Source organism: Butyrivibrio sp. WCD3002, assembly GCF_000424265.1.
GTDB lineage: Bacteria > Bacillota > Clostridia > Lachnospirales > Lachnospiraceae > Butyrivibrio.
Genome location: NZ_AUJO01000015.1, coordinates 92979 through 113903, shown reverse-complemented (window position 1 = coordinate 113903; position 20925 = coordinate 92979). Strand labels below are relative to the sequence as shown.

Annotated in this window: 15 protein-coding genes and 1 pseudogene; 11 read left to right on the top strand and 5 right to left on the bottom strand. The window is 42.3% G+C overall.

The window, feature by feature from the left end; genetic code table 11:
* Nucleotides 1-142: helix-turn-helix domain-containing protein (locus tag G608_RS24430; protein ID WP_155833290.1), on the bottom strand; the 142-nt coding region annotated here is incomplete at its 3' end.
* A gap of 254 nt (nucleotides 143-396) precedes the next feature.
* Between G608_RS24430 and dinB the strand changes: the two genes are divergently transcribed.
* The 9 genes from dinB (at nucleotide 397) to G608_RS0113210 (ending at nucleotide 12456) form a co-directional block, all read left to right on the top strand.
* Nucleotides 397-1680 carry a DNA polymerase IV gene (dinB, locus tag G608_RS0113250; protein ID WP_026496442.1) on the top strand — a complete coding sequence of 428 codons (1284 nt, stop codon included), beginning with the start codon at nucleotides 397-399 and terminating at the stop codon, nucleotides 1678-1680.
* A gap of 153 nt (nucleotides 1681-1833) precedes the next feature.
* Nucleotides 1834-5331: a sensor domain-containing diguanylate cyclase gene (locus tag G608_RS0113245; protein ID WP_026496441.1), complete on the top strand. Its 3498-nt coding sequence runs from the start codon at nucleotides 1834-1836 to the stop codon at nucleotides 5329-5331.
* On the top strand, nucleotides 5315-5830 hold the full coding sequence (locus G608_RS0113240) for a hypothetical protein (RefSeq protein WP_026496440.1): 516 nt from the start codon (nucleotides 5315-5317) through the stop codon (nucleotides 5828-5830). Before G608_RS0113245 ends, G608_RS0113240 begins: the two co-directional genes overlap by 17 nt.
* A complete protein-coding gene (locus tag G608_RS21190; protein ID WP_051209325.1) occupies nucleotides 5827-6633 on the top strand; it encodes a LytR/AlgR family response regulator transcription factor in 807 nt (268 codons plus the stop codon). Before G608_RS0113240 ends, G608_RS21190 begins: the two co-directional genes overlap by 4 nt.
* A gap of 15 nt (nucleotides 6634-6648) precedes the next feature.
* Nucleotides 6649-7677, top strand: coding sequence for a threonine aldolase family protein (locus G608_RS0113230; protein WP_026496439.1), 1029 nt, complete (start codon nucleotides 6649-6651; stop codon nucleotides 7675-7677).
* Between the two features lie 150 nt (nucleotides 7678-7827).
* Nucleotides 7828-9108: an O-acetylhomoserine aminocarboxypropyltransferase/cysteine synthase family protein gene (locus G608_RS0113225; RefSeq protein ID WP_026496438.1), complete on the top strand. Its 1281-nt coding sequence runs from the start codon at nucleotides 7828-7830 to the stop codon at nucleotides 9106-9108.
* 185 nt (nucleotides 9109-9293) lie between these two features.
* Nucleotides 9294-10046 carry a nickel pincer cofactor biosynthesis protein LarB gene (larB, locus tag G608_RS0113220; protein WP_026496437.1) on the top strand — a complete coding sequence of 251 codons (753 nt, stop codon included), beginning with the start codon at nucleotides 9294-9296 and terminating at the stop codon, nucleotides 10044-10046.
* A 135-nt stretch (nucleotides 10047-10181) separates the two neighbouring features.
* Complete coding sequence (locus G608_RS0113215) at nucleotides 10182-10775, top strand: hypothetical protein (RefSeq protein WP_026496436.1); 594 nt, start codon at nucleotides 10182-10184, stop codon at nucleotides 10773-10775.
* Between the two features lie 127 nt (nucleotides 10776-10902).
* Entirely contained in the window at nucleotides 10903-12456 is a 1554-nt protein-coding gene (locus G608_RS0113210) for a sodium/proline symporter (protein ID WP_026496435.1), read from the top strand.
* A gap of 42 nt (nucleotides 12457-12498) precedes the next feature.
* On the opposite strand, the gene G608_RS0113205 is transcribed toward G608_RS0113210, so the two are convergent.
* Nucleotides 12499-13377, bottom strand: a complete 879-nt coding sequence (locus tag G608_RS0113205) for a cation diffusion facilitator family transporter (protein WP_035795618.1) — start codon at nucleotides 13375-13377, stop codon at nucleotides 12499-12501.
* A 179-nt stretch (nucleotides 13378-13556) separates the two neighbouring features.
* On the opposite strand from G608_RS0113205, the gene G608_RS21185 reads away from it, so the two are divergent.
* Nucleotides 13557-13943 carry a DUF4342 domain-containing protein gene (locus tag G608_RS21185; protein ID WP_035795631.1) on the top strand — a complete coding sequence of 129 codons (387 nt, stop codon included), beginning with the start codon at nucleotides 13557-13559 and terminating at the stop codon, nucleotides 13941-13943.
* A gap of 125 nt (nucleotides 13944-14068) precedes the next feature.
* Here G608_RS21185 and G608_RS0113195 read toward each other — a convergent pair.
* Together G608_RS0113195 and G608_RS0113190 are read right to left on the bottom strand one after the other, a co-directional pair.
* A pseudogene (locus G608_RS0113195) lies at nucleotides 14069-14905 on the bottom strand (IS3 family transposase); the annotation flags it as partial.
* 62 nt (nucleotides 14906-14967) lie between these two features.
* The gene (locus G608_RS0113190) at nucleotides 14968-15651 is read right to left on the bottom strand and encodes a helix-turn-helix domain-containing protein (RefSeq protein ID WP_026496432.1); all 684 of its coding nucleotides are present in this window, start codon (nucleotides 15649-15651) and stop codon (nucleotides 14968-14970) included.
* 491 nt (nucleotides 15652-16142) lie between these two features.
* On the opposite strand from G608_RS0113190, the gene G608_RS0113185 reads away from it, so the two are divergent.
* Entirely contained in the window at nucleotides 16143-18923 is a 2781-nt protein-coding gene (locus G608_RS0113185; protein ID WP_026496431.1) for a leucine-rich repeat protein, read from the top strand.
* Between the two features lie 96 nt (nucleotides 18924-19019).
* Here G608_RS0113185 and G608_RS0113180 read toward each other — a convergent pair whose 3' ends face one another.
* Nucleotides 19020-20834, bottom strand: a complete 1815-nt coding sequence (locus G608_RS0113180; RefSeq protein ID WP_026496430.1) for a DUF3298 and DUF4163 domain-containing protein — start codon at nucleotides 20832-20834, stop codon at nucleotides 19020-19022.
* Between the last annotated feature and the right edge of the window lie 91 nt (nucleotides 20835-20925).

The window sequence follows — 20925 nt, the reverse complement described above, 5'->3', positions numbered from 1 at the left end:
GCAAACGTACTTCCTTTGAGACAGTTGAAGGATCTTTCCCGATTATCCTTGCTATCTCAGCAAAGGACTTGTTTTCGGTCAATCCTTTTTCAATCTCTACACGTTGTTCAAATGTTATATGTTTCTGATTGCCTTTATTCATAATAAATCTCCAATCTGCACAGGCAGGCAATCAGCTGCCCGAACATTATATAGAGATCTATATGTGAATATCAATATGGCAAGTATATATGTGTAAGAGTAACTTCCATAACCCTAGAATTTACTCTTGCAAACTGGAATTAAAAATTACATTTAAGTAAGGTCAAAAGAATTCAGATCAGGTACTTGAAAAACAGAACATACATTCGTATAATATAGCCATACAAGAACAACTGTTCGAGGTGGCTATTTTTTATGAATGATGATCGAATAATACTCCATTCGGACTGCAACTGCTTTTATGCGGCAGTGGAGATGCTGCATAATCCGGAGCTTCGGGATGTGCCTATGGCGGTGGGCGGAGATCCGGAGGCCAGGCACGGTATCGTGCTTACAGCCAATTATATTGCCAAGAGGCGCGGAGTTAAGACCGGCATGGCTTTGTGGGAGGCGAGACAGGCCTGCAGGGATGTGGTCTTTGTTACACCCAATTATGATGAGTACATAAGGTTTTCCAGGAAGGCCAGGAAGATATACGGTGATTACACTGATCTGGTGGAACCCTACGGACTTGATGAATCCTGGATAGATATAACAGATTCTAAGTCCATGCTTTCTACATCCACAGGAATGACTGTTGCCAGAGAGATATCGGACCGCATCAAGACAGAGCTTGGAATCACTGTATCAATAGGCGTTTCCTGGAATAAGATATTTGCGAAGTTTGGCTCTGACTACAAGAAGCCGGATGCCATAACTCAGATTTCCAGGGAGAATTATAAGGACATTCTCTGGACAGCTCCCGCATCGGATCTTCTGTATGTGGGGAGGCGCACGACTGCCAAGCTTAAGAAGTACGGGATTCTTACCATAGGTGATATAGCCAGGGCAGACCCTGAGTTTTTGCATCAGATTTTTGGGAAAATAGGATATGTGCTTTCCACATTTGCAAGAGGCGAGGATCAGACCCCGGTTGCGGCAGCAGATGACTATGCGCCTGTTAAAAGTGTGGGCAACAGCACCACTACCCCAAGAGATCTTGTAAATGATGATGATGTGAGAATGGTCATATATCTTTTGTCTGAAAGCGTGGCAGCAAGGCTTAAGGAGAATCATTTCATAGGTGATGTTATAGGTATAAGTATTAGGGATAACGGGCTTTACAGCTTTACAAGACAGCACAGGGTCCACATACCTACCAATATTTCCGAGGAGATAGCAGGCTATGCCTGGCAGCTCTTTAAGGCCAATTATGACTGGGCACATCCTATACGCAGTGTGGGAGTAAGAGTGTCCAATCTGGTGCCTGATACCATGCCTCACCAGACAGATCTTTTCCTAAGGGAGGATGTAAGAGAGAAATATCGCAGGGCCGACCTTGCCATTGAGGATATCAGGAGGCGTTTCGGTTACGATGCGGTTCTAAGGGGACTCATGTATTATGACAAAGCATTATCCGGTCTTGATGCCAAGGCTGAGGATCATATGATTCATCCTGTTGGATATTTTCAAAACGGAGTTAATTGCTTTAAAGAATGACTTCCATTACTGCTTTTTAGTTTTAAAAGTGGTAATGGAGTTTTTATTTTTAGTTTATTATTTTGGAAAACAAACTGTTTTACATTTGTGATAAAATGTAATATAGTTGATATTTTTGTCTGATATTATGTGATTTATCAGGAGGTATTACTCTTGGAAAAGTACAGATATAGCGACGAACAGATAGCACTGATAGAAGGCAGCTTTGTACCGTTTGCAGTTTATCAGTTTATAAATAAACATGTTGTTACTATTGCTCTTTCAGCTGGCTTTTGTGAGCTCTTTGGACTTAAGGACAGGGACGAAGCATACGAGCTTATGGACAATGACATGTATAGGGATGTTCATCCGGACGATGTGGCATCCATAAGTGATGCTGCCTATCGCTTTGCCGTAGAGGATGCCCAGTATGATGTTATCTACAGATCTAAAGTGGATGGAGAGTACAGGATCATTCATGCTTATGGTAAGCATGTTTTCAAGGAAGATGGTGTAAGACTGGCCTTTATATGGTACACGGATCAGGGAGCATATACCCCCAATATGGGCAGCAATGTACAGGGCATTACAGCCATGCTTAGCAGGACTCTTGATGAGAGAAGCAGATTCGGTAATATCAGCTACGATTATCTGACGGGTCTCCCCACAATGACGCACTTCTTTGAACTTGCAGGAGAAGGCTGTGAGGAGCTGCGAAGAGATGGAATTAAACCGGCAATCCTCTTTACGGATTTCAACGGTATGAAAAATTATAACCGTAAATACGGAATGGCAGAGGGTGATGTTCTTCTTGTTGCCTTTGCAAAACTTCTAAGCAGCTATTTTGGCAGCAGCAGATGCAGCCGATTTAGTGCTGATCATTTTTGTGTCTATACTAATCCCGATGGATTAAATGAGAAACTCCATGAGCTGATTGAAAAGAGCAAGCTCCTAAACGGCGGTAAAAGTATGCCCATCAGAATCGGAGTTTATTCCTGTGACAGCGATGATATAAGTATAAGTGCAGCCTGTGACAGGGCAAAGATCGCCTGTGATTTCCACAAAAAGAACTACGAATCCGATATCTATTATTTTGATGATGCAATGATGCATCAGATAGAACACAGACAGTATGTGGCTGAGAATCTTGACAGAGCTATAGAAGAGGACTGGATAAAGGTTTATTATCAGCCCATAATCAGAACGGCCAATGGCAGGGTCTGCAACGAGGAAGCTCTTGTACGGTGGGAGGATCCGGAGAGAGGCATTCTGACCCCGGATTCCTTTATTCCATATCTTGAGGAAGCAAACAGTATATATAAGCTTGATCTGTGTGTTGTGGATAAAGTTCTCAAGAAGATGAAAGAGCAGGGAGAGAACGGACTTTATGTGGTTCCGAATTCTGTCAATCTGTCCCTCTCTGATTTTTATACCTGCGATATTGTGGAAGAGATTAAAAAGCGGGTTGATGATTCCGGGCTTAGCAGGGATAAGCTTGTCATAGAGATTACGGAAACGGTTCTCCTTGATGACGTTGATTACATGGCGGACAGGATAGGAGAATTCAAGAGGCTCGGCTTTAGTGTATGGATGGATGATTACGGCAGCGGATATTCATCACCCGTAATCCTTCAGAAGATACCTTTTGACCTACTCAAACTGGACATGCTTTTTATTCAGCAGATAGGTGAAAGAGAAAGCGTTAAGATCATACTCACTGAGCTTGTCAGAATGGCTATGGCTCTGGGTGTTGAGACTATAGCAGAGGGTGTTGAGACAGAGGTACAGGCAGAATTTCTAAAAGAGATAGGCTGTACCAAATTACAGGGCTATTATTACTGCGAGGCACATTCCCTTGCGGGGATTATTGAGAGAAACAAAAAGGGTATTCAGATTGGATTTGAGAATCCTTCAGAGACGGACTATTATATCCAGCTTGGAAAAGTAAATCTCTATGATCTGTCAATTTCAAGAAGAGATGATGATTCTCTTAGTGATTATTTTGATACATGGCCAATGTGCCTTGTTGAGTATTTGGATGGAAAGCTCATTTTGGCCAGATGCAATGGAACCTTTAGGGAATTCATGGAAAGAAATTTCCCTGACAGTGTATACAGGACAGAGGTTTTGGTTTCGGATTTTGAAGGTCAGCCCGGAGCATATTCCTTGAATGCTGCGGTTCAGTGCGCAAAAGATGGTCGAAGACTAATAATCGATGACAGAACCAGAGATGGTAAGACGTTACAGCTGTTTATAAGAAGAGTGGCAGTTAATCCTGTTACGAGAGCAGCAGCCGTAAATGTTGCGATTTTATCTGTCTCAGATAGCCCCGATGATGACACCACCCTCACCTACAACTATGTGGCAAGAGCGCTGTCAGAGGATTATATTCACCTGTATTTTGTAAATATGGATAACGGAGATTATACAGAGTACAGCCCGGATGGGGTGAACCGGGATATGAATGTCTCAACTCGTGGTCATGATTTCTTTGGACTTACAGCAAGTGTGGCAAAGAATAATGTATATCAGGAAGACGCAGAAGAGTTTGTTAAGAGCTTCACCCCGGAGAAGGTGGAAAAAAGCCTTAAGGAAAACGGCATTTTCACATTGACCTACAGGGTAATGATGGACGGAGAGCCTGTCTATGTAAGTATGAAGGTTGTTAAGGTCAGAAATAAGGGCAACAATATTATCATAGGAATCAATAATGTGGATGCCCAGATGAAGCATGAAGAGGCCCTTGAAAAGATGAGGGAGGAGCAGCTTACCTATTCAAGGATCATTGCTCTTTCCGGAGATTATATGGCTCTTTATACGGTCAATCCTGAAACGGATGAGTATACAAAATACACCTCCAGCAATTATTTTGAACATATTGGAACCGGCAAAGAGGGTGAACATTTTTATGATGACACCGCGGAAACAGCCCTAAGCGTTATTTATCCTGATGATCTTGATTATTTCCTCAAAATGTTCAAGAAGGAAAAAGTCATGTCTCAGATAAAGAATAAAGGCATGTATACTCTTAACTACAGGCTTGTGATAAATGGAAAGCCGATTTATGCCATGCTGAAAGCCACCATGGTGCATGAGGATGGTGTGGACAGTGTAATAATTGGTGTTGTTAATATTGATGAGGAAGTAAGAAGAGAGCAGGCATACGAATCCACCATTCTTGAAGCAAAGGAGAAAGCAAACTATGACGAGCTTACCGGCGTTAAGAATAAGCATGCCTATGCTGAGATGGAGGCAAAGCTCAATAAAAAGATCAAGTCAGGCAAAAATCCTGAATTCGCAATTGCAGTATTTGATATTAACGGACTTAAGCAGATAAACGATACCCTTGGTCACCAGGCCGGAGATCAGTTTATCAAGGATGGATGTGACAGTATATGTCAGATATTCAAGCATAGTCCTGTTTTCAGACTTGGCGGTGATGAGTTTGCCATTATTGTTCAGGGCACTGACTATGATAATGTGGAGATTCTTATGGAGAGCGTTGCCCAGAGTAACAGAATAAATAAGTTTGAGCGAAAGGTTGTTATTGCGGCAGGCATGTCAAGATTTGAGTATGATGAGAATGTGGCGGCGGTATTTGCCAGGGCAGATAAGAATATGTACGAGAATAAGAGCACTCTGAAAGGAGAAAGAAATGGCTTCAATAGCTAAAGACATAGATGTCAGGAAATTCTATGAGGCTATCGTGAATTTTGATGATAGCGAAGAAGCTCAGGATTTTTACTATCAGGTAATGGACACTCCAACAGGGAGAAAAAATAAAAGCGGCAGTGATGAAACCGTAAGAGACAGGGTGCTTAAGGCCTACGCTATGCTTTTTTGCGAGGAGGCAGGACTTGAGCCCGGGGAAAAGGCAGGTGTAGATGAGGTTGCTGATACTGCGGACAGACTATACATCGGCGGAGCCGGCTATGATCCTGAACACTGGTACAGAATGAAGTATCATTTTCCGGTTATCGATGATGACAATTACGACAGATTTGCAGCTCTCGTGCTGGCAGATATGAACTCCGGACCATTACATGAGGCTGCACTTAATGACGGAGATACTCTTGTGGTTGGGGAGGCTGATCCTCTTCATATGACAGCGCGGCAGCGTCAGAATCAGAAGGTTAAGTCCATAACCTTACCTACAGGAGGTGCGCAGTGAATATTTTGGCAGTTGACAGTAACGAAGCATCTCTTAAGAAAATGAAAACTATTCTCGGGAAGGTTAAGCCTGACGCTACATGCTTTTATTTTGACAGCCCTCTTTCCGCTCTTGCCAAGGCCAGAGAGGAGGAGATGGACGTGGCATTTCTTGATGTGAATATGCCCGAGCTTTCCGGTTTGGATCTTGGAAAATATCTTTCAGAGCTGAATCCCTATATAAATCTGATCTATGTTTCTGAGGAGACAGAGCATGCTTATGATGCCATGAAGCTTCATGCCAGCGGATATATCAAAAAGCCCGGTACAGGAGCTGAGGTTCAGAAGGAACTGGAGCTTATGCGCTATCCCGAGATGCGCAAGAAGTTTAAAAGAGTATTTGCACAGACCTTTGGAAACTTTGAATTTTTCGTGGACGGGGAGCCTGTGGACTTTAAGTATAAGAGAACCAAGGAAATAGTAGCTCTTCTTATCGCAAATAAGGGAGCCCAGACCACCAACGGCGAGATCATTGCAAACCTCTGGGAGGATGACGGGGATCCTGAAAAAAAGCTTTCATACCTTTGTAATCTGAGGCAGGACCTGCAGAATACATTTAAAAAGCTGAAGCTTGACGGGATAATTTTAAAGCAGCGCGGAAGTATGGCTATTGCAAAAGATCGAATTGCGTGCGATTATTATGACTGGTTGGAAAACAAAGATGAATCCAAGTACAGATATGCCGGAGAATTCATGAGTCAGTACAGCTGGTCGGAATTTTATATGGCTGAATTGGATGAGCTTAGTTACGACGAAGACTGGTAAAGGAAGGACATAATAATGATTTCATTTGAGAGTGACTACATTTGCGGGGCTCACCCTGAAGTACTTAAGGCGCTTGCTGATACTAATCTTGAGTGTCTCTCAGGTTACGGAAGCGATAAGTACTGCGACAGTGCAAAGGAGAAGATTTTAAAGGCGATTGGAGTTCAAGGAGCCGAGGTAGAATTTCTCGTTGGAGGAACACAGACTAATTCAGTAATTATATCTACCATGCTTTCGGATTATGAGGGCGTTGTAGCAGCAAAAACAGGACATATAAGTACCCACGAAGCCGGGGCAATAGAATATACAGGCCACGAGGTTTTAGAGATCCCTCAGGAAAACGGCAAGATGGAAGCAAAGGTGCTAAAAGACTATCTTGCAGGATATTTTGCAGATGAGAATCATGAGCATATGACAAGACCCGGAATGGTGTATATATCCCATCCCACAGAATACGGAACACTGTATTCCAAGGCTGAGCTTACCGCTATTTCAGAGGTATGCGGGGAGTATGAGATCCCGCTTTTCCTTGACGGAGCAAGGCTTGGCTACGGACTTATGAGTAATGATACCGATGTGTCATTGCAGGATATAGCAAGACTTTGCGATGTTTTTTATATCGGAGGCACCAAGGTCGGTGCACTGTGCGGAGAAGCAGTGGTTTTCACAAAGGGAAATAAACCAAAGCACTTGTTGACCTCCATCAAAAGGCGCGGTGCTCTTCTTGCAAAGGGAAGACTTTTAGGTGTCCAGTTCGATGCACTTTTCACGGATGATCTGTATTTTAAGATCAGTAAACACGCCATAGTCATGGCTGAAAAGCTTAAAGCTATTTGTAAGGCTCACGACCTTACGATGTTTTTGGAGTCTCCCACAAACCAGCAGTTTGTAATTTTTGAAGATGAGAAGCTTAAGAAATTACAGGAAAAGGTCGCCGTAAGCTTCTGGGAGAAGCAGGATGAAAATCACACGGTTGTAAGACTTGCCACAAGCTGGTCCACAACGGATGAGGATTTGACTGAACTGGATAAAGCTTTATCATAACAAAATGCAGATTTCTGCCGCTTTTAGAGGTGGCAGAAATTTTTTTGCTTTTTTACCTATTTACCTATTGACACAGTATGTAAATATATGTATTATTGGTTTCAATAAAAACGCAGAAAAAAGCAGAATATAAAGCAGGAGGATGATGAAATGAGTGATTACAGATTTGAGACATTACAGTTACACGTAGGACAAGAGCAGCCTGATCCGGCAACAGATGCAAGAGCGGTTCCGATTTATCAGACAACCTCTTATGTGTTCAGAAACAGCCAGCATGCAGCTGACAGATTCGGCCTTGCTGATGCAGGTAATATTTACGGAAGACTTACAAATTCAACACAGGATGTTTTTGAGAAGAGAATCGCAGCTCTTGAAGGCGGTAGTGCAGCCCTGGCAGTTGCATCAGGTGCAGCAGCAATCACTTATACCATTCAGGCTCTTGCAGCAAATGGCGGACATATCGTAGCTCAGAAAACTATCTACGGCGGAAGCTACAACCTTCTTGCACATACACTTCCTCAGTACGGAATAAGCACAACCTTCGTTGATGCACATAACCTTGCTGAAGTAGAAGCAGCTATCAAGGATGACACAAGAGCAATCTATCTTGAGACCCTTGGAAATCCCAACAGTGATATTCCGGACATCGATGCAATTGCAGAGATAGCTCATAAGCATGGTCTTCCTCTTGTTATCGACAACACCTTTGGAACACCTTACCTCATCAGACCCATCGAGCACGGCGCAGATATCGTTGTTCACTCAGCTACCAAGTTCATCGGCGGACACGGCACAACTCTTGGTGGTGTTATCGTAGAGTCAGGTAAGTTTGACTGGAAGGCAAGCGGTAAGTATCCCGGAATCGCTTCTCCTAATCCCAGCTATCACGGTGTATCCTTCTACGATGTGGTTGGACCTGCAGCATTTGTAACTTATATCAGAGCTATTTTACTTAGAGATACAGGTGCGACACTTTCACCCTTCAACGCATTCCTGCTTCTTCAGGGTGTTGAGACACTATCACTTCGTCTTGACAGACATGCAGAGAACACAAAGAAGGTAGTTGAGTTCCTTAAAAACCACCCTAAGGTAGCTAAGGTAAATCATCCTTCTATCGAAGATCACCCTGATCACGCTCTTTATGAGAAATACTTCCCTAACGGCGGAGCATCTATTTTCACATTTGAGATAGGGGGCGGAAAAGAGGAAGCATGGAAGTTTATTGATAACCTTGAGATTTTCTCACTGCTTGCAAATGTAGCTGATGTTAAGAGCCTTGTTATCCATCCTGCAACAACTACTCACTCACAGCTTTCTGATGAGGAGCTTAAGGATCAGGGCATCACTCAGAGCACCATCAGACTTTCAATCGGTACAGAGCACATCGATGACATCATTGCAGATCTTGAGAAGGGCTTTGCAGCGATCTGATAAAAACCATATTTAAGAAATGAGGTCCCACGGCACGTAGCAATCATCCTGCTTGCTGTGGGACTTTTTTCGTTATTGAAAAAGAGAGATTTTTAAGAATATTTTAAGTTTCCTCCTTGCACAGTGAGGGTTATATTTATAAGTAAGAGCATGTATTTCAAAAGACTTGATGAGGTGACATAAGAATGGATAAAAAAGAATTGGAACAGATGCTGAAAAGTGTAGCGGAGGGTACAACTTCCGTTGACGAAGCTATGCTTAAGTTTAAGGAGGCTCCTTTTGAAGACCTTGGTTTTGCCAAGCCTGACTTTCACAGAGGTGTAAGACAGGGGGCAGCAGAGGTTATTTACGGTGCAGGTAAGACTCCCGAGCAGGTACTTAAAATAACAAAGTCTCTTCGCGAGAACGGTCAAAAAACGGTTCTTATAACAAGGATGAAGGATGATGCGGCAGAGCTGCTAAAAAAGGAAATCGAAGACTTTTCATTTGATGAGCTTAGCAGGGTGGGAATCGCCGGAAGTCTCCCTGAGAAGGACGGAAGAGGCAAAATAGTTGTGGCAACAGGCGGCACCAGTGATATACCCGTAGCTGAGGAAGCAGCCAAAACTGCGGAGGTTTATGGCAACGAAGTGGTTCGTCTTTATGACGTTGGAGTTGCAGGTCTTCACAGGCTTCTTGGACACATGGATGAGATAATGTCAGCAAGAGTCATAATCGCCATCGCAGGAATGGAGGGAGCTCTGGCAAGCGTTATAGGCGGCCTTGCAGACTGCCCTGTAATTGCTGTACCCACAAGTGTTGGATACGGTGCTTCCTTTGGCGGAGTGTCGGCGCTTTTATCCATGCTTAACTCCTGTGCCAGCGGCGTAAGCGTAGTAAATATTGATAACGGCTTCGGTGCAGGATATCTGGCATCTATGATAAATCATATAGAATAATACGAAATGGAAACTTTTTATGAAAATTTAATGTGCATAACAACTACGCTAAATCTATAATATAGGTGTAATAACCGCTTAAACTATTTATAAGAAAGGAAATACCCTGGCTATCTGCGGGGCAAGGACGAGTTTATGAAAAAAATCGCAAAACGTATTTTATGTACTTTTTCTGCAGCACTTTTTCTTTTTGCTCTGACAAGCAATACTGCACTTGCTTACAGTGAGGTTCCTGATTATTTTGATTTTGGTGAAACAGTTTTCAAGATGGATGCCGGAACCTATAAGGATGTATGGGTAAGAGCTTTCACTGACTATACCTATTATGTTGGTGACCATACCAGCAAGGGCACATATATGGAGTGCACTTATAAGAAGGGCTCAGAGTATGTGAGACTTCACATTGGTCCCGATGAGACCACCAAGAACGTATTCTTCCATTTCTATTCAACAGATGAGGATGGAACAACCTATGATCATCACGACTGCATAGAGGTTTATGTACAGAATCCCGATCCCGCTGCAGCTGCTTTAAAGGCACAGCAGGAAGCTCAGATAAATGCACTTAAGACCTTCAGTGGCAACACAGCAGATTTCAATGCTTACAACTACTACACTAATTATAAGGATCTTCAGGAAGCCTTTGGCGCAGATCCTGTAAAGCTCCTTGAGCACTACAACACATTTGGTATAAACGAAAAGAGAGTAGCAAATAAGCTGATAAAGTAAAGATAATCAAATAAGAGAATGTAGATTTTATGGCCCCGTTCAGAAATGTGCGGGGCTTTTAATTTGGGTCTATACTTTATCACTTTATTGTGATAAACTACTAAAAAAGTTTTCTGGGGAGGAAATTATGTCTATATCGCAAATAGGAATTATTATCTCTATTCTGGTCTATCTGGCAGGCATGCTTCTTGTCGGATTCGTTGCTTCCAAATCCACAAATGATGTTAAGGATTTCTATCTCGGAGGAAGAAAGCTTGGTCCCTTTGTTACGGCCATGAGTGCTGAGGCTTCCGATATGAGTTCTTATCTTTTGATGGGTGTTCCGGGACTTGCTTATTTTTCCGGAATTGCTGATGCCGGCTGGACCTGCCTTGGTCTTATCGCAGGTACATATCTGAACTGGCTTTTCACCGCAAAGAGGCTTCGTAATTACACAGAGAAGCTGGATGCCATCACAATACCTGATTATTTCAAGAAGAGATTTGATGATAAAAATAATGTACTGCTTTGTATCGGTGCACTTTTCATTATTGTGTTCTTCGTACCCTACACAGCATCAGGATTCTCTGCCTGCGGTAAATTGTTCTCATCACTTTTCGGAATCAATTACCAGCTTGCTATGATCACATCTGCAGTCATCATTGTAGGTTACACCACAACAGGCGGTTTCCTTGCAGCTTCCAAGACCGATTTTATCCAGTCCATAGTTATGACTATTGCGCTTTTCTTCGTTCTTGGTTATGGCGTGGTAACGGCAGGCGGCGCCAGCAATGTAATAGCAAATGCTCAGAGTCTTCCGGGCTTCCTCAATATGAGCGCAACCCACGACAATGTAGCAAATGCAGCAAATCCTTATGGTGTTTTCAATAAGATCACAATGTTCTGCTGGGGCCTTGGATATTTCGGAATGCCTCACATTCTTCTTAGATTCATGGCCATCAGAAAGTCCAGCGAGCTTAAGCTTTCAAGAAGAATCGCATCTGTATGGGTTGTTTTCTCCCTTGGAATCGCAGTTGTTCTTGGCGTTGTAGGAAGAGCAATGACAACAGCAGGAGTCCTTGAAGACCTCATTGATCCTGCAAATCCCACAAGCTCATCCCTTGCTGAGACTCTTATCGTAGTCCTTGCAAGACAGATAAGTGAGCATGGCTTCATATTTGCACTTCTTGCAGGTATGGTTCTTGCAGGAATTCTTGCATCAACCATGTCCACTGCAGATTCACAGCTTATAGCAGCTTCTTCTTCAGTATCAGAGAACCTGATTCAGGAGACCTTCGGAATCAATCTGTCAGAGGCAGCAGCAATGCTTACTGCAAGAGCAACTCTTGTTGCGGTAGCAGTGCTTGGCGTAGTAATTGCATGGAACCCAAGCAGCTCAGTATTCGGAATCGTATCCTTTGCATGGGCCGGCTTCGGAGCAGTATTTGGACCGATTATGCTGCTGTCACTTTACTGGAAGCGCACAAATAAGTTCGGAGCAGTAGCAGGTATGATCTCCGGCGGTGCTATGGTATTCATTTGGAAGTACATGGTTCGCCCCATGGGCGGTGTTTGGGATCTCTACGAACTTGCACCTGCTTTCCTTGTGGCACTTATCGTAATCGTGGTTGTGAGCCTTATCACTCCCGCACCTGCAGATAAGATCACGGAAGAGTTCGAGCACGTATCAAAAATGAGCTGATGATATAAAAAAGCAGCACACAAGGCGATGTGTGCTGCTTTTTTAATCTTTTGCAGGTTCGGGATTAACGTGGATCATTATGTGTTTTACGTTAGGGAAATTTTTCTCTACGTTGCTGTGTACATGCTCTGCTATGGCATGAGCGTAAACCAATGTGATGTCTCGTTGAACGGTAATCTCCAAGTCTACATAAATCTTATTTCCAAACTGTCTTGTGTGAAGCAGGTCTATGCCAAGGACTCCGGGTTGCTCTAATATGAATGAACGAAGCTTTCCTTCATAAGTGGCATCACAGGATGTATCCAGCATTTTATTAAGGGCATCCTTTAAAATGTCGTAGGCTACTTTTAGAATTAAAACGCATATCAGAATACTTGCGATTGGATCCATGAAGGGAAAACCAAGTCTTGCCAGGCCGATACCGATGAAGGAGCCAACTGATGAGAGCGCATCTGAGCGGTGGTGCCAGGCATCTGCCTTGAAAGCAGGTGAGTCAAGGATCTTTGCGTAGTGCATGGTGTACCAGAACATTCCCTCTTTTACTGCGATTGATACGATGGCTGCGATAAGCGGCAGTATGGTCGGTACTTCGATTGCTGACTTTTCAAAAAGAAGCATTTTGATGCCGTTATAACCTATACCAAGGCCTGTTCCTGCAAGGATAAGCCCCAAAATAAGTGATGCCACGCACTCGAATCTTTCATGGCCATAGGGGTGTTCTGCATCCTCCTGCTGGCCTGCCAGCTTTACACCGATGTATGCGATTATGGTTGCCAGAACGTCGGACAGCGAGTGTACAGCATCTGATACCATGGCACCGGATTTTCCAAGTATACCTGCAATAAGCTTAAATGCTGCAAGCAGCACATTGCCGAGAACGCCCACTCTGGACATTTTTCTGATCAAAGTCTGTTCATCCATGATGATACCTCTTAGCTATTTTTCAAAATAAGTAAAATAAATTTAAATTATTTGCTCTATTATATGTATAACATACACCCGAGTTGTCATATAATACAATCATAAGAAAACCGATTCCGGTTTATGAATTTCGAAAATTTTGTTTGCAAGGGGATACACTTTGCAGAGAGGAGAAAAGAATGATTACATTAGAGGCAGTTGAAAAGGTAATGGAACTCACAGGCGTTGAATACAAGGTTGCTAAGGAAGCGCTTGAGAGAACAGAAGGTAACGTTGAGGAAGCAGTAAAGCTTATTCAGCCTGAGACAAAGGATATCGGCGAAGATATTAAGTGCCTTATCGATAAGCTTAAGAAGACAGTTGAGGAAGGAAATGTAGACAGAATCCAGATTCGTAAGGATGATGAAATCGTTCTCAGTGTTCCTGTAAATGTTGGTATCATCGGCGGCGTTCTTGGCCTTGCAGCAGCTCCCTGGGCTCTTATTGCAGGCGCTGTAGCAGCATTTGGTTTTGGATGCAAGCTTGAGGTTGTTCATAAGGACGGCTCCACAGACGAAGTTAAATAAGTCTTCCTAAATACAAAGACTCCAGAGTAAAAGGGGCTGTCGCATTAGATGAACTGCTACCCGTCAAGTAGACAATAGAAAAAACAAAATTTTCTGCCATCAGATTGTTGATCTGGTGGCAGTTTTTATGCTACCGCCAGATACTGCTCGTACTTCTCGAATGGTGTTAAAATCCCAAGTTTTCTCTGTAATCGCCTGGTATTGTAGTATTCTATGTAGTCCTCTATCATTTTCACAAGAGTGTCTCTGTCAGTGAATCGGTTCCCATAATACCGTTCGCGTTTAAGTATTCCCCAAAATCCTTCCATCGGACCATTATCGATGCATTTAGCTACACGGGACATGCTTTGTGTCATTCCAGCAGCTTCAAGCTTGGCGTGAAAAGCGCGGTTGGTATATTGAAATCCACGATCGGAATAGCACAAGGGTGTTGCTCCAGGATTTGCTGCGATGGCTGCATCAAAGGTATCAAATACCAGAGCGTTATTGTTTGAGTCCCTGATAACAAATGATACAATTCTTCTATCAAATAAATCGAGGATTGCACTAAGATTAATCTTATGAACCTCAATGCCGATGTAATACTTGAATTCAGTGACATCTGTTAGCCATTTATGGTTTGGGGCTTCTGCTGAGGATTCTCTGTTTAACACATTTTCTGCGATAAACTGAGGATTTGCCGCTTGTCTGGTGCATCCGTTGTTGGAATATTTGATAGTAGACTTAATTCCCTTCTTTCGGCAGATACGAAGTATGCGTTTATCGTTTGCCTTGATTCCACTATAACGTTCCAGATCATCTCGTATTCTTCTATAACCTTTATCTGGACTATCCATGTGAATTTTTTCAATCTCCACAGCAATTCGTTCATTTTCTGCTTCATAAGACGGAATATCTCTGTGAAGCCATTTATAGTATGCTGCACGGCTTATATGCCCCAGTTTGCAAAGAGTTCCGATGGGGTAATTATGTTCTTCATGCTCTTATTTGATGGCCTGATAGATATGTTCATTTCTGACCAGGCTTAGCCTCGCCTCCTCTCTATTTCGTCGAGTTTTTTTAAGAAAGATACCTCCATTTCTGCCTGCCTTTTTTCAGCACGCAGAATCCTGTTTTCTGCCCGGAGCTTCTCCAATTCAGACATCTCTTTAATTGGCTTTGATCTACCGCGCCGGTCATTAAGAGCATCTACTCCACCTGCTTCATACTTGACGGTATAACTTCTTGCCTGTTGATAAGAAACACCAAATTTTGCTGCTGTTTCTGTATAATTATGGTCATGTGCAATGCAGTATTGAACAATCTCCACTCGTTCATCAAAAGTAGTTTTTCTCCCTTTAGTCATGATGGCAGTTCCTCCCGTTCCGGAAGCCTTAAGCTTCTCATGACCATTATACTTCTTAACCCATCGTTTTAGTTGTGTTGTAGAACGAATCCGATATTTGATAAGAATTTCTTTAACGGGAAGAGTGTGCATCAGATAGTCTTGGATTGCAGCTTCCTTAACCTCTTTTGAATAGCAAGAAGCTTTGCTTCCTGTTTTCAATCCCTCCATCCCAAATGTTTCGTATAACCTTATCCAGTCTTTTAATGCCTGCTCTGCCATGCAATAAATCCGGCAGAGTTCTTTAAAACCATGAGTACCAGTCTGGTATTCTAGTAAAATCCTTTCTTTTTCTTCAAATGTGTACTTATGTTTAAAAGACAAAATATGCCCCCTTCCAAGCAGAACAAGGTTTTTATTATTTCTCTTGTCTACCTAGAAGGGAGCATATCATTATGCGACAGCCCCTTTTCAATTGAAGTGGGAATGACATCTTGCTGATTTATAGGTGTATATCTATCGCTATATAGGCAAGTTTTACGGGTTCCTGTCGCTACTTATCGGGGATAGTCATTGAGAAGGGAAAATTTGGCCTCCAAATAATCTATAAAACATTTAATAATATCTTTTTTTTAGGAAAAGTCTGCTGTTTTGACGTACTCTCATAACGAAAATCAGGTTGTAAATATCACACAAATATGAGATTATGTAAAATGGTGGTTTGAATATGAGATGGAGGAGGCATATGCTAAGTACCAGAACAGCCCTGAGTGGCTGCGTTTTTAATACAATGATTATTATGCATATAGAAGGCGGATAGGCGCCGGGTAAATGGAAGTAGCTTTGCTAAATTATGTTGAAGGGAAATTTTTGTTATGAAGAATTATTTAAAATGGCTGGTTTTACTAGTCTTTTCAGTGATTGTACTTGGGGTATCGACGCAGGTTCATGCTGAAGAGGACACATACACGGTCACATTACATGCAGGGGAAGGATACTTCAATAATACCCCGGAGAAGAAAACAAAAAAGATTGACTATATTGATATAAATGCGACCAAAATCAATGTATACGAATATATAAACAGCAATGATCATATAGCTGGAAACAAGCTTATAACAGGTTGGTTTTATGATGAAGAATTGACACAGCCTGTAAAATATGCGGCAGTAGATGATGAGGATGATGCGGAAGAAGAGGATTATTTTAATGCAATAGTTTCACCGCAGAACAATAATCTGTATGCAGCGTGGGGTGATGCAGCTGTAATAACATACGATCCTAATGGCGGATTTTTTTTCGAGAACGGTGAAAAGATAAATACCTTTTCCCAATTGTGTGCTCCCGGAGAAAGCGTAAATTTACGCATAGATAGGATTAGATTATCAAATAGAACATCTTGGGGATCGAACTATGGCCAGATTGGCACTGACCAAGCAAAATATTTTAAGGGCTGGAGTAAGAAGAAAAATGGCAGCGTGATTACTTCTTACCAGGCAACTGAAGATGCAACATTATACGCGGTCTGGGCAGATGCTTATGTTGTTACGATAGATGGCAATGGCGGACAGATAGTTAATGATAATGTAGCTGCATATAAAATTGAAAAAGGCAGATCCTTTAAGAGCGCCGATATTAATGTTAGTTTACCGGATAAGCAAGGCAGCGTATTTGCAGGATATTCCAGAGATAAAAATGACAGAGAAAACATAATTACATCATTGGAAAATTATTTTCCTACAGAGGATGTTACATTCTACGCAATGTGGGATGATGGATGTGAAGTGACTTTTGACGCTGGAGAAGGATATATAGTAGATATTGATCATCCTAAGACGGATGGTCCGTTTTCTATAAAATCCGGAGCATCATTCAAGGATGTTTATGGTCATTTTCCGACTAAAGCATATGCTCCTGGAAAAGCATTTATTGGATGGAATACCCAGGCAGATGGAACCGGAACTACTATAAAAGAGGATACACCTATATCCGGAAGCGGCGAAAAGACTCTTTATGCACAGTACACAAGTAATGTCTGGAGTGTTCGCTATAAATGTATTGATGGTGAATTCGATGGTAATCCCGTTACGGGAGATGACGGTCCTTTTGAAGAATATTATGAGTATGTAAAGAAGGGGGACACAATTACTCTCGAGGATCATGGATATTACAGACACTATAAGAATGAGACGTGCTCACATCCATATTGTGAAGATGGTAATTCTTATGAACTCCAGGTTAACGCAGACATCACTATTTATGTCAAGTATGATCCGGATAATGGGGTAGATGATCCCGATGATGACGAATATCAGTTGTATGTTGATGATTCCGAATTATCAATAAAGCCCGGTCAATTCCAATATTTGTATGTATATGAACAAGGTGGAAATACTGTAGCAGATCCGAAATATGATTTGAATATAAGATATGGCAACAACTTAATAGAGAAAATTGAGCGAGGAAATCCAGATGAGGATGATGAAGACCATCCTGTTGCATGTTTTATTATCCATATGGCTGATACAGTAAGTGCATCAAATGCAACGGCTAACCTGATTTTGACATCCAAGAGTCAGGACGGCACACAGATATATGATAGTAAAGAGATTATTGTTTCAGCAGATGTTACGCCGCAATATCAGGTGACCCTGTCCCCTTCATATTTTGAAGAAACAATAGGAAAAAGAGAATCAAGAACAGTTAGCATGACATTGGATCCTGCTCCTGAGGGAAATGTGTCATATTTGTGGGAGATTGAAAGTTCCTCCGGGTCCATTCCTGATCCATCAAGTGTTGTAAGTTTATCAGATACAAATAAAGCGACCCTTAAGCTTGATTTTACCGGTTATTCACAGGGAATACAGGATGGTGACTGGATAAATCTGAGGCTTAGAGTTTTTGTTGATGGTGATGAAGTAGATATTTATGAGATTGATGACGAGGACGGAAGAAGACTGTACAGACACTATTACGATATCAATTTTGTAAATGGTGAAGCAGGTGACGAGCCCGGTAATAACAGCGAAGAGCCTGGCAATAATGACGAGCCACACAATAACAATGACCAGCCGGGTAATGGGAATGCGGCAGGGGATAACAACCAGAATGGTTCAGGAAATCAGGCAGGACAAAATAATACACCTGCAGCACAGAATCCTGCTCCTGCAGAACAGAATGCTACACCGGCAGCTAATGGAACAGAAATAGATGGCAATACTGCTGGTAAAAATGGCAATTTCAAGGTTGTATCCTCAGATGCGAACGCACCTGCTGTAGCTTATGAGGCAGCTTTCAACAAGAAGGCAAAGAAGGTTGCAATACCTTCATCTGTCAAGGACGCAAATGGCGTTGAGTATGCTGTAACAGAGGTTTCTTCAAGTGCATGCTCCAAGAACAAGAAGCTTCAAAGCGTAACAATACCTGGCACTGTCACAAAGATTGGAAGCAAGGCTTTCAGCGGATGTGAAAACCTTGATAAAATCAAAATTTATGGCAACAATTTAACATCTGTAGGAAAGAATGCTTTCAAGAACATTAAGAAAGGCGCTAAGATTACAGTTGTCTGCAAGGACAAGAAGACCTTCAACAAGCTTGTGAAGAAGCTTAAGAAAGCCGGAGCTAAAGGCGCAACCTTTAAATTCAAGAAGGGTTGATTTATAGTAGAAGGGGCTGTCGCATTAGTGCGACAGCCCCTTTCCATGTCATGAACCTTTTATCTAAGTGATATTTTTTTTTCATTAGGGTTGTTTTTATCCTGCATAAACTATGTTGTCAAAGACCTCTGTAAGTTCGCCCTCCTGGATTGAAACAGGGTAGGAGGCTGACTTTAGTGTAAGTCGTACAATTCTGCCATCGCCGAGTCTGCAGTCTACAAAGCTCTTGTTGTCAGTTCTTATGGGCTCAAAGGACTCGCCGCTTTTTATTATTTCCCCGGATGAGATGACGTTGCCAGCTTCATCAACGATATCGCCTTTGATGTCTCTGTTTGATTTTGCATCCGGAGAGCAATAGGAACCGACAGTATAGACAGTCTCTGTAGGAACAGGTCTTCCGTCATCACCTACCTTATAGCTGTTGTAGATGTTCATGGTTCCAAAGCAGTCTGAAACGATGGCAAAGGGCATGTTGTCAGGATCAGATAAAAGAGCTTCTCCAAAGTAATCATTGCCAAAATCCTCTCCTGCGTAGTGGAAGTACTCCGGCTCGGTAGCCTTGAATTCATTTCCTGAAATATCAAATACGAAAAGCATATAGTAGTCATTGTAGTCAGGAACAGTAACGTAGATATATTCTCTACCGTCATCGGTTTTGACATTGTAGCTGGCTGTTCTTTCATAGTCTACTTCAAAACTTGCAGGAACAGTGGCCCTCTTGTCCCCATCAACAAGGGAGAGGTTTTCGGCATAATCGCCGTATTCATTGTCTTCACTGCCTTCAAATTCCAGGTGAAGTACTTTTATATCATCTGCCCATTTTGCATTGCAGAGACTTAAGTCTGAGTGGGAGATGAATCCGCGGCCTTCCTCCGGTATGAACTTTTCATTTATTAGTCCGTCATACTCGTTATAGCCGATGGAAACCTCAATCATTCCGTATGCATAGGCTGCGACTTCATATGGATTGAAAATGATATGAAGACCGTCGTTACTGAGATACCATTTGTAGCTATAACCATCGTCTGCTTCAGAAGGATCAAATTTGTAGTTTGCAAGAGTTTCATCAAGCTCCCAGTAAGCATCTGCTGAATCCGGAATTTCATAGAGCTTCTCTTTGATGATTTTATCAAGCTCTTCCTTGGAATATTGCACTACATCGCCCAGAGTAAGTTCTTTACCTGTCTGAACGTCGTAGTTTATGCCGACAGCACCGTACATTCCATGGGCACCACCCTCGTAATCGCTGGAATAATCGTAGATACTAAGAACGGTTTCGTCGGATCTTGTCAGATAATAATTCTGGGTCGAGGTCCAGGGGCCAAAGAAGCCGTAATCATTCGCAATGGCATCTTCGTATGTGGCTTTTGCTTCAGCTACCCAGTTGTCATAGCCTGAGTCAGCTTTTACAGTGGCTCTTTCCTTAAGGGCCTTATATAACTCCGGATAATCTTTTTCGTAGGATTCATCCATAACTATATAGGCATCCTGAGCAGAGATAAGAACACCCTGGGAGTAGTCATTTTCGGGATTGCTGAATTTAAGATCGCCATCGTAAACAGCTGTGAAATACTTTTTGGCTATTTTGTAGGTGGGAGTTTTGTGTTCTGACTCAGAAGGGGCCTTGTTTTCATCTGCCGCAGTATCATCAGTTATCTCATTTTCCTGCTGGTCGTCTGCATCTGATGATGTTTCTGCTTCAGCTTCTTTAGTGACTGCTTCATCAGTAACTTCGGATGTTTCACCGGACTCCTCAGAAAGACCATCCTTAATCTTGTTTACGAAATTTGAATTCTCCGATCCTGCGTCTGTATCAGTAGATGAACCGGTAAGCTTTCCTATCATTCCGCAGCCGCTTAAGGAAGCAGCAGTAAGAGATGTACAAAGAAGTAATGCGAGTTCTTTTTTCATAACATGTCTCCTTTATTGTTAAACGAGGAATAAATCTCGAGTTTATTGTAATTTTTCTATAGGGTATTTACAACCTGAGAATTTTTTTGTA